Genomic DNA, 7,920 nt, shown 5'->3' on the forward strand with positions numbered 1-7,920 from the left:
AGAGAGTTCTGCCACATTCGCGGTTATTTATCGACTCTGAAAAAGCAGAACCTCAACATCTTGGATGCATTCGTCGAACTTTTTTCCGGCAATGCTCCCTCTCTTCTCCCTCAGCCTGAGTAGTTACTAACTGATAAACATTGCCGATGTTGCCTAAGGCTTTAGCTTCGCTAGCCCGGTTGCCAATCTCTCGCATGATGGCTAGGCTCTGGTCGTAGTAGCTCAACGCTTTGCTATAGTTGCCTAATAACTGATAAACATTGCCGATGTTGCCTAAGGCTTTAGCTTCGCTAGCCCGGTTGCCAATCTCTCGCATGATGGCTAGGCTCTGGTCGTAGTAGCTCAACGCTTTGCTATAGTTGCCTAATGACTGATAAAAGATGCCGATGTTGTTTAAGGTATTGGCTTCGCTAGCCCGGTTGCCAATTTCACGGTAAAGCCGTAGCGACGCTTCCCAGGACTCTAGCGCTTCTCGATACTGGCTAGCGCCATACTGCTGATTACCCTGTTCGAGCAGCCGATTCGCTTCTACCCGTACTAAGGCGGCCTCGCTCAATGCCGGTGTGGCCTGGTCAGAAGTCGCCTCCATTACAACTAAACGATAGCGTCCCCGCGAGTCTGCGTTCAAGCCGTTGGCCCATATCTCATAGGCGCCGTCAGCTGGTAGGGTAGCAAGGATGAATGAATGGTAGTTGCCTGCTTCGGCATCTATATCGTCATTTCGAGCAAGCTCGTTGCCCTGCTCATCTCGAAGAATGAGGAACGTATTGAATTCAAGGCTTTCTAAAGTGATGGCAACGGTCTGTCCGGCTTGTCCCTCGATAGTGTAGCGGTCATAAAGGCTGTCATCGTTGAGAGTCGCGTCTCCCTCTTCCAAAACGCCTTCGACCTCTAGCAGGATGCTTTCGGGCTCAGCTGCTGCTGAGGCTTGCGCTATTGCGGATGGGCGAGGCGGTGACGGCTGCGCGAACCCGGCTATCTCCAGGGCAGACACCATCAGCGCAGAAGTGGCAATCAGGCTGAGCGGCTTGGCGAGGTAGCGCATGGGCAGGGATGCTCTAGACGAGGGATGACGTTAGCATATAGTGCTGGGCGGGCAAAGCTTATTCAGTTTTGATAAATTTTTGCTTTGCGTCGCACCGTTTTGCAGGGGAAATCAGTAACGCCCCGCATTAAAATGACGGGGCCAATCGGGTTCAAACCCACTAAGGGAGTTAAACCAATTCGGAATCGTGCATAGGTCCTCATTCAGCATGTTGCAAAGCACTCAGCACCGCCCCGCATTAAAATGACGGGGCTAATCGAGAAAACTCCGCTAAAGGGGTTAATGAGTTCCGGATTGATTGCCAATAGCTCTGTCTTCCCAGTCCCTTTAGCAGACTTTCTTCAGTGAGCGCTGAGTTTTCAACTCGGCGCGGGGTACGGCACAGTACAATATTTCTCAGCCTTCATGCTGCACATTGCTCAGCACCGCCCTGCACTAAAGTGACAGGGCTAATCGAGCCAAACCCGCTGAAGGGGTTCAAGCGATAGGGTATAGTCAATCCCCGTCCATTCCGCCGCATGACCCCTATCGACCACGACCGCCTGTTCAAAGAGCTGCTCTCGACCTTCTTCGTCGAGTTCCTCGACCTCTTTCTACCAGAGATGATGCAGTACCTGGAGCCAAGCTCCATCACCTTTCTGGACAAAGAAGTCTTCACCGACGTCACCGCCGGCGACCGCTATGAAACCGACCTGCTCGCCCAGGTGCAGTTCCAGGGTCAGCCCTCCTTCTTTCTGATTCATGTCGAAAACCAAGCTACCGCCCAGCCTGAATTTGGCAAGCGGATGTTTCGCTACTTCGCCCGGCTCTACGAAAAGTACGACTATCCCGTCTATCCCATCGTTGTCTTTTCCTACGATCAGCCCAGAGTCGCTGCCGCTAGCGAGTTCAGAGTCGAGTTCCCTGACTTTGCCGTATTGAACTTTAGCTACCGGGTGATTCAGCTCAACCAGCTCTACTGGCGCGACTTTCTCGCCCAGCCCAACCCGGTCGCCTCTGCCCTGATGGCGAAGATGCAGATTGCGCCAGCAGACCGTCCCCGGGTCAAGGCAGAATGTCTGCGTCTGCTAGTCACGCTGAGGCTAGACCCGGCTCGGATGCAGCTAATCTCTGGATTCATCGATACCTATCTAAACTTGAGCGCAGAGGAGGAGCGAGCGTTTACCCTAGAGGTAGGACAGATAGAACCGGCAGCGCAGGAGCAGGTGATGGAAATTGTAACCAGCTGGATGGAGCGAGGGATTGAACGGGGCCTAGAGCAGGGTATTGAGCAGGGTCTGGAACGGGGCCTGGAACGGGGTCTGGAGCAGGGCCGCCGAGAAGGCGAGCTCAGCCTTTTGCTACGGCTGCTGACTCGGATGGTGGGCTCACTGCCGCCTGAAGTCGAAGTCCAAGTCAGAGGACTGACCGAAGCGCAGATTGAGCGGCTGACCGATCGGTTGCCGAGTCTGACGACCGTTGATGAGCTACGGAGCTGGCTTAACGAGCTATAAGCAGCGTAGGGGGTTACCGAAAGCATAATTCTCCCTTGGGACCAAAGAAGTTGGGCGCGATCGCGGATTTGCGATCGCTGGTATCGGTCGGTTACAAAAAGCGGCTGAGCAAGTCTTAGGGATAAATCAGCCCTGAATCAGGATTGGCGCGCAGCCCGCTCACATTTTTTATCCTATTCAGTTCCTATTGATTTTTCTTGAATTTACATATGCAACAATACCGCCAATCAGAATCGGCATGGATGCTCCTAACATAATCCAAACGGCTGAGTTTAACGAACCTTCTTGAGCGGGTGAGCCTTCATTGGCTGACTCATCCTCGCTTGGCGCTTCTTCACTTATTGGGCTGTCGTTTACCCTCGATTCCTGTTCAGGCTGAACTAAAGCTGAAGGTTGAACTAAAGTTGATTCTGCAAATATATCATAGCAGTCGCTGCTCACATTCCAGGTAAGCTGGTCTCCTATTACTTTGTCAGCGTTATGAGAGTTTATTTCCCCAGGCAGTCTTAAATTCCATGTAGCATTATCGTCGGAATCTCCGCTCCCGTCACAATCGTCACTGCTGGCCTGATAGGTGAAAGCGTCATTGTGAAAATACAGCTGATCCAGATTTAATTCAAAAGCGGTATGTAACCTTGCGGCTTCCTCTAGGTCGTCAAACTCAAAAGTATAGATACACCGAGCGCCATTTTGTTGACCTACAGCAGATGAAGCATAGCTTTCGTAAGCGATATTATCCGGCTGAACGCCTAATTCAGCAAAATCTGCCGAGCAATCTTCAATACTTTCATAGTCACTAAATTCGCCATCGGGATAGTTGACGACTTCCAGATCGATAAATCCTGAGCCGTCTTCTTCAAAGGTTGCAAAAAAATGGAGTTCATCGCAACCCACCAATAGCAATGAGAATATCAATCCTACGTACCGAATTTTTTTCATGGTCATTTTTTTGCCTCTAATGAGTTCAAATGGGTTTTGTTCACGTAGCTCACGCTCTCAGGACAGATGATATAAATCAGAAACAAACTTCACAGGCCATTACCAATCAGGATGAAGGGAGCCCAGTAGTAAGGATGGCTGAGGCTGCCCGCCTGAATCCTGGGCTCGCCCGTTTCGGTATCGAGCACCTGTAGGCCCGCCCCTCGGGGTGCGCCGACAATCGTTAAGTCGTTGGCAATCAGCGCCTGCTGGGCTAGGCGCAGCGCTTCCGACTTAGCATGACCGTTGCTTAGGGCGGTGTAGAAGGCATTCATCAGCGCCTGGGTGCCGCCGTCATCCACCTGCCACAGCGAAGAGACTACTGCCTTGGCTCCTCGGCTTTGGAACTGATAGCTCAGCCCTAGAATCTGCTCACCGTTGTTGTCAAAGCCGCCCAGCCCGGTTTCGCAAGCGCTCAGTACGACTAGGTCCACGTTTGCCAGCTGCCAGTTGGCGATGTCTCTGAGGTTTTGGGTTTCGCCATTGCCAAAGAGAATGAAGGACTCACTCGGGTCGCCGGGCACAAAAGCGGCGTGGGTGGCAAAGTGCAAAACGTTGAAGCTGGCAATTTCATTGGTGACGGCCTCTAAATTGAAATCAGTATCGAAGAAAGCGGTGATGGCAGAGAGGGTATCGCTCAGCTGCTCGACCTCCTGACCGGCAAAGGGAAGGCCGCTGTAGCGGGTGCCTAGGACGGCGTATTCGCCAGTGACAAAGGCCCCGGCGAGTACCTTGGGGTCAGTCTGCGGCAGCGTGTCGAGCTCGGTCAGAGAGCGAGCAGTGATGTTGTTGACGCGAAAGCGCTCTGCTAGCCACTGATTGCCGTCATGTAGGGCCGCTAGGGGGATATAGCGCAGCGCTCCATCGGGCGAGTAGATGATAGTGTCAACCCCGGCAGCGGCTAGGTCGGCTTCGAGCGGTTCCATCAGCCAGGTATAAAGCTGCTGGGCCAGAGCTGTGGCGTCGCTAGTTGGGTTTTGCAGAGCCTGACGGAACTCGGTGATGGCGGCATTCAGCTCAGCCCGACCGACGCCTTCGACGGTGCGGCGCAGGGGCTCTGAGGTAGCGGTGGTGATGACCAGCTCGATGCGGTCATCGAGGATGAGCGGGTAGAGCAGGGCGGCATTGAGATTGGCCAGGTTATCTCTCAGGCCAGAGAGGTCTTCTAGGTTGACCGCCTGACTCAGCTCGCGGCGGCTGAGCTGGTCGAGCAGGGCCTGGATGTCGGCGCTGGCGATGAAGTCATTGAACTGAATAGCGAGCTCTCCTTGCAGGTCAATCAGCTCCAGGCGGCGGGCTTCTTCTTCCGGGGTGAGGGTGCCATTTTCTTTCTTAGCATTGAGCTCGGCTAGCTCTCGACCTAGCTCGATGGCGGGTTCCTGAGCGGTTTGGTAGCGGGCGAGGATGGTTTGCTCAGGCTGGAGGAATTCGACGCCGCTGGCGGTTTCAGCATTGCCACGGACGGTTTCGAGGTAGTCGTCGAGCTCTTGGACTTTCAGCAGGTCGAGGATGCGCTGGGCTTCGAGGATGCGGTCTTGCTGGAGCAGCAGGTCGGCGAGGGTGCGGTAGTTATCAGATATCGATTCGGTGTAGGTACTTTGGAGCTCAGAGTCGAGGGTGCTGATGTCGCCGCGGATAGCTTCGTAGGTGTTGACGGACTGCTTGAGGAAGACGATGGCCAGTTCTGGCTGCTGTTGGGTAGAAAGAACATTGCCAATGTTTCCTAACGAGAGGGCGCTGGTGCTGCGGTCGCCGATTTCCTGAAGGATGGCCAGCGATTGTTGATAGTAGTCCAGCGCCTGAGCGTAGTCCCCGAGGCTATCGTAAATGGCGCCTATATTGTTGAGCGTGGTGCCTTCGCCGCGGCGGTCGCCGATTTCTTGACGGATGGCCAGCGATTGTTGATAGTAGTCCAGCGCCTGAGCGTAGTCCCCGAGGCTATCGTAAATGGCGCCTATATTGTTGAGCGTGGTGCCTTCGCCGCTGCGGTCGCCGATTTCTTGAAGGATGGCCAGGGATTGTTCATAGTAGTCCAACGCCTGGGCGTAGTCGCCGAGGCTATCGTAGATGCCGCCTATATTGTTGAGCGACTGGCCTTCGCCGCTGCGGTCGCCGATTTCTTGAAGGATGGCCAGGGATTGTTGATAGTAGTCCAGCGCCTGGGCGTAGTCGCCGAGCCTAGCGTAGATAAAGCCTATATTGTTAAGCGACTCGCCTTCACCATTGCGGTAGCCGATTTCTTGACGGATGGCCAGGGATTGTTCAAAAAAGGAGAGCGCTTCTGGATATTCTGAACGATTGAAGGCAGCTACACCTTGCTGGTTTAGCTCATAAGCCTCGACCCGTTTCAGGTCGGTTTCATCTCCGAGCTGACCCTGCAGCTGATAGCGGCCCTCCAGACCGGCGCTATAGGCACTGGCCAAAACGCGGTAAACACCATCTTGCGGTAGCTCGACAGCAAGATGTGAGTCCGTTACTCCATCGAAGTCGTCATTTTCAGCCAGTAACTCTCCCGTCTCATCCTTCAGCAGCAAGTAGGTGTCAAAGTCTTCGCTTGTTAAGGTAAAAGTGACAATCTGCCCGGCTTTGCCCTCAAAGCTGTAGGCATCGTAAAAACTCTCATCGCTGAGGGTGGCATCACCAGCTGCGAGGCTGCCTTCAATCTCAAAGGGCAGCTCCACCTGGTCAGGCGCTGTCTGCTTGTTGCGGGCTGTCGGCCTATCCCGTTCCAGCTCGGCTTTTTCCGTCACCGGTTTAGACACCGCCAGCGGCAGCAGCTCAGCCGCCTCAGCCGCCGTTGCAGGCCAGGCAGGCAGTAGCAACAGCAATAGCACTACCCTCATTAGACTCCCCCTCATTTTTATCTACTGAACCTATCACGAAACCTCGCTGAGCCGTATGAATTGATTGTGTATTTTTAACCCTGTCACTTTAGGGCAGGACGTCGCGGTAGTGAATCCATGGCGGACTTGATTGATTTATCTATGGCGATCTCCCTAAATCCCCCTTAAAAAGGGGGACTTTGAGTGGTTCGGTTCCCTCCTTGTTAAGGAGGGCTAGGGAGGATCGAAGTCAAGGAGGGCTAGGGAGGATCGAAAGGCCTCAAAACATATCTTAGCAGCCGATAAACCCACAAACTCTCCCCACCACGTCTAATACCCGGTCTAAATCGTCCAGAATATCGGTTGTCCTGACCCGGTCCCTGGCATCGGGCTCATAGTCATAGTCCGCCCCGGCCACCGTAGACCCATTACCAGCATTTTGTGGAGTGGAATACACCACATCCATCGAGGGCATCCTCCCCGACTGGGCGCCCCCCGCTAGAAAGGTTGATACGGGAATGCCGTAGTTGAACCCAGTTTTACCCGCAAGGGCAGCTGCATCATCTTCAGACACATTTAGGCGATCCGCGATCGCGCTAACATCTTCTGTGATCCCAAGCCCATGAATCGCGATCAGACGCCCGGCTTCATCCAAAACCTGGCCGCCAGACATGCCACCCCGAGTCACATTGGTATAGCCGACCTCGTAACCTGCCACAGGCCTGTCCAAAAGGGTAGAGATAGACCCGCTGGTAAATTGCCGAACGAAAGTACCCGGAGCGCCAGGGGCAGAGCCGCCAGGCCAGCCAGAGAGATATACCTCTTGACCCGGCGACAGCTGATAGGTTGCCAGGGTAATCGGCTCATAATCTTCCTCACATTCAAACGTCACAATTGCCAAATCTGCTTGAGAAAAAGGGCGCATCGCTTCTACCGGGTGGACCTCGCCATCAAAGGTTCTCACGGCATAGGTAAGCCCGCGGCTTTGCCCTCGGATGACATGTTCATTCGTTACGCCGACGCAGGTATCGCCTTCTCTCGCAATCAGCGAGCCAGAGCCATGACCTGCGATTTGCTCATCCCCATTCAGAGCAACAATCAGCAGCGTCGTTCTTTGGGAAATCTCATTGATTTCGGTACCCGATTTAATCGTTTCATCGACCTGGGCAATGCTGGGAAACGGCACTGCCGCTAACAGTGCAGTAGAGACCAGGGCAGTCATCGCTGTCTTTTTCATGGTAGTGACTAAGGATTAGGCGTAGAGGTTGTGAGAAGCAAACCGTCAGGCTAGAGGGAGAGAGTCAGCACGCTAGTCCGGCAATGGCTTGGCCCCTGATAGGATTTTTTGCCGGGCAGGACGATACGGGAAGTGTATGTTAATAACGTACCAACTATCAGCACCGGAGCCCACTCTTCGAGAAGAGCAAGCTCTACATCCCCAGCCCTTCTCCCGAGGGGAGAAGGGAGCCGGATTCAAAGTCCCTCCCCCCCCGGGCTACCGTGTATACATAAGTCGGGGAATCAAGCGTTATCCCGGCAGCCCTCATCCCCCAACCCCTTCTCCCCGGGGAGAAGGGGAGCC

5 protein-coding genes are annotated in these 7,920 nt (G+C 54.1%); 1 reads left to right on the top strand and 4 read right to left on the bottom strand.

The features are described 5' to 3' along the window. Positions 1-52 precede the first annotated feature (52 nt). Positions 53-1,045 carry a tetratricopeptide repeat protein gene (locus IQ241_RS24365; RefSeq protein ID WP_193912274.1) on the bottom strand — a complete coding sequence of 331 codons (993 nt, stop codon included), beginning with the start codon at positions 1,043-1,045 and terminating at the stop codon, positions 53-55. Positions 1,046-1,563: 518 nt separating this feature from the next. Between IQ241_RS24365 and IQ241_RS24370 the strand changes: the two genes are divergently transcribed. Next, positions 1,564-2,538 (top strand): DUF4351 domain-containing protein, encoded by a 975-nt coding sequence (locus IQ241_RS24370; protein ID WP_193912276.1) that lies wholly within the window; start codon positions 1,564-1,566, stop codon positions 2,536-2,538. A 177-nt stretch (positions 2,539-2,715) separates the two neighbouring features. Here IQ241_RS24370 and IQ241_RS24375 read toward each other — a convergent pair whose 3' ends face one another. From IQ241_RS24375 to IQ241_RS24385, 3 genes are all read right to left on the bottom strand, one after another. Continuing rightward, on the bottom strand, positions 2,716-3,483 hold the full coding sequence (locus IQ241_RS24375; protein WP_193912278.1) for a hypothetical protein: 768 nt from the start codon (positions 3,481-3,483) through the stop codon (positions 2,716-2,718). A gap of 83 nt (positions 3,484-3,566) precedes the next feature. Beyond that, positions 3,567-6,359, bottom strand: a complete 2,793-nt coding sequence (locus IQ241_RS24380) for a CHAT domain-containing protein (RefSeq protein WP_193912280.1) — start codon at positions 6,357-6,359, stop codon at positions 3,567-3,569. 271 nt (positions 6,360-6,630) lie between these two features. Continuing rightward, positions 6,631-7,575, bottom strand: coding sequence for a S1 family peptidase (locus IQ241_RS24385; protein ID WP_193912283.1), 945 nt, complete (start codon positions 7,573-7,575; stop codon positions 6,631-6,633). Between the last annotated feature and the right edge of the window lie 345 nt (positions 7,576-7,920).

Source organism: Vasconcelosia minhoensis LEGE 07310, assembly GCF_015207255.1.
Classification (GTDB): Bacteria; Cyanobacteriota; Cyanobacteriia; order Phormidesmidales; family Phormidesmidaceae; genus Vasconcelosia; species Vasconcelosia minhoensis.

Bases quoted from the DNA above. Each gene is read 5' to 3' on its own strand.
- IQ241_RS24370 (WP_193912276.1), top strand. From the start codon at position 1,564: ATGACCCCTATCGACCACGACCGCCTGTTCAAAGAGCTGCTCTCGACC.
- IQ241_RS24385 (WP_193912283.1), bottom strand. From the start codon at position 7,575: ATGAAAAAGACAGCGATGACTGCCCTGGTCTCTACTGCACTGTTAGCG.
- IQ241_RS24375 (WP_193912278.1), bottom strand. From the start codon at position 3,483: ATGACCATGAAAAAAATTCGGTACGTAGGATTGATATTCTCATTGCTA.
- IQ241_RS24365 (WP_193912274.1), bottom strand. From the start codon at position 1,045: ATGCGCTACCTCGCCAAGCCGCTCAGCCTGATTGCCACTTCTGCGCTG.
- IQ241_RS24380 (WP_193912280.1), bottom strand. From the start codon at position 6,359: ATGAGGGTAGTGCTATTGCTGTTGCTACTGCCTGCCTGGCCTGCAACG.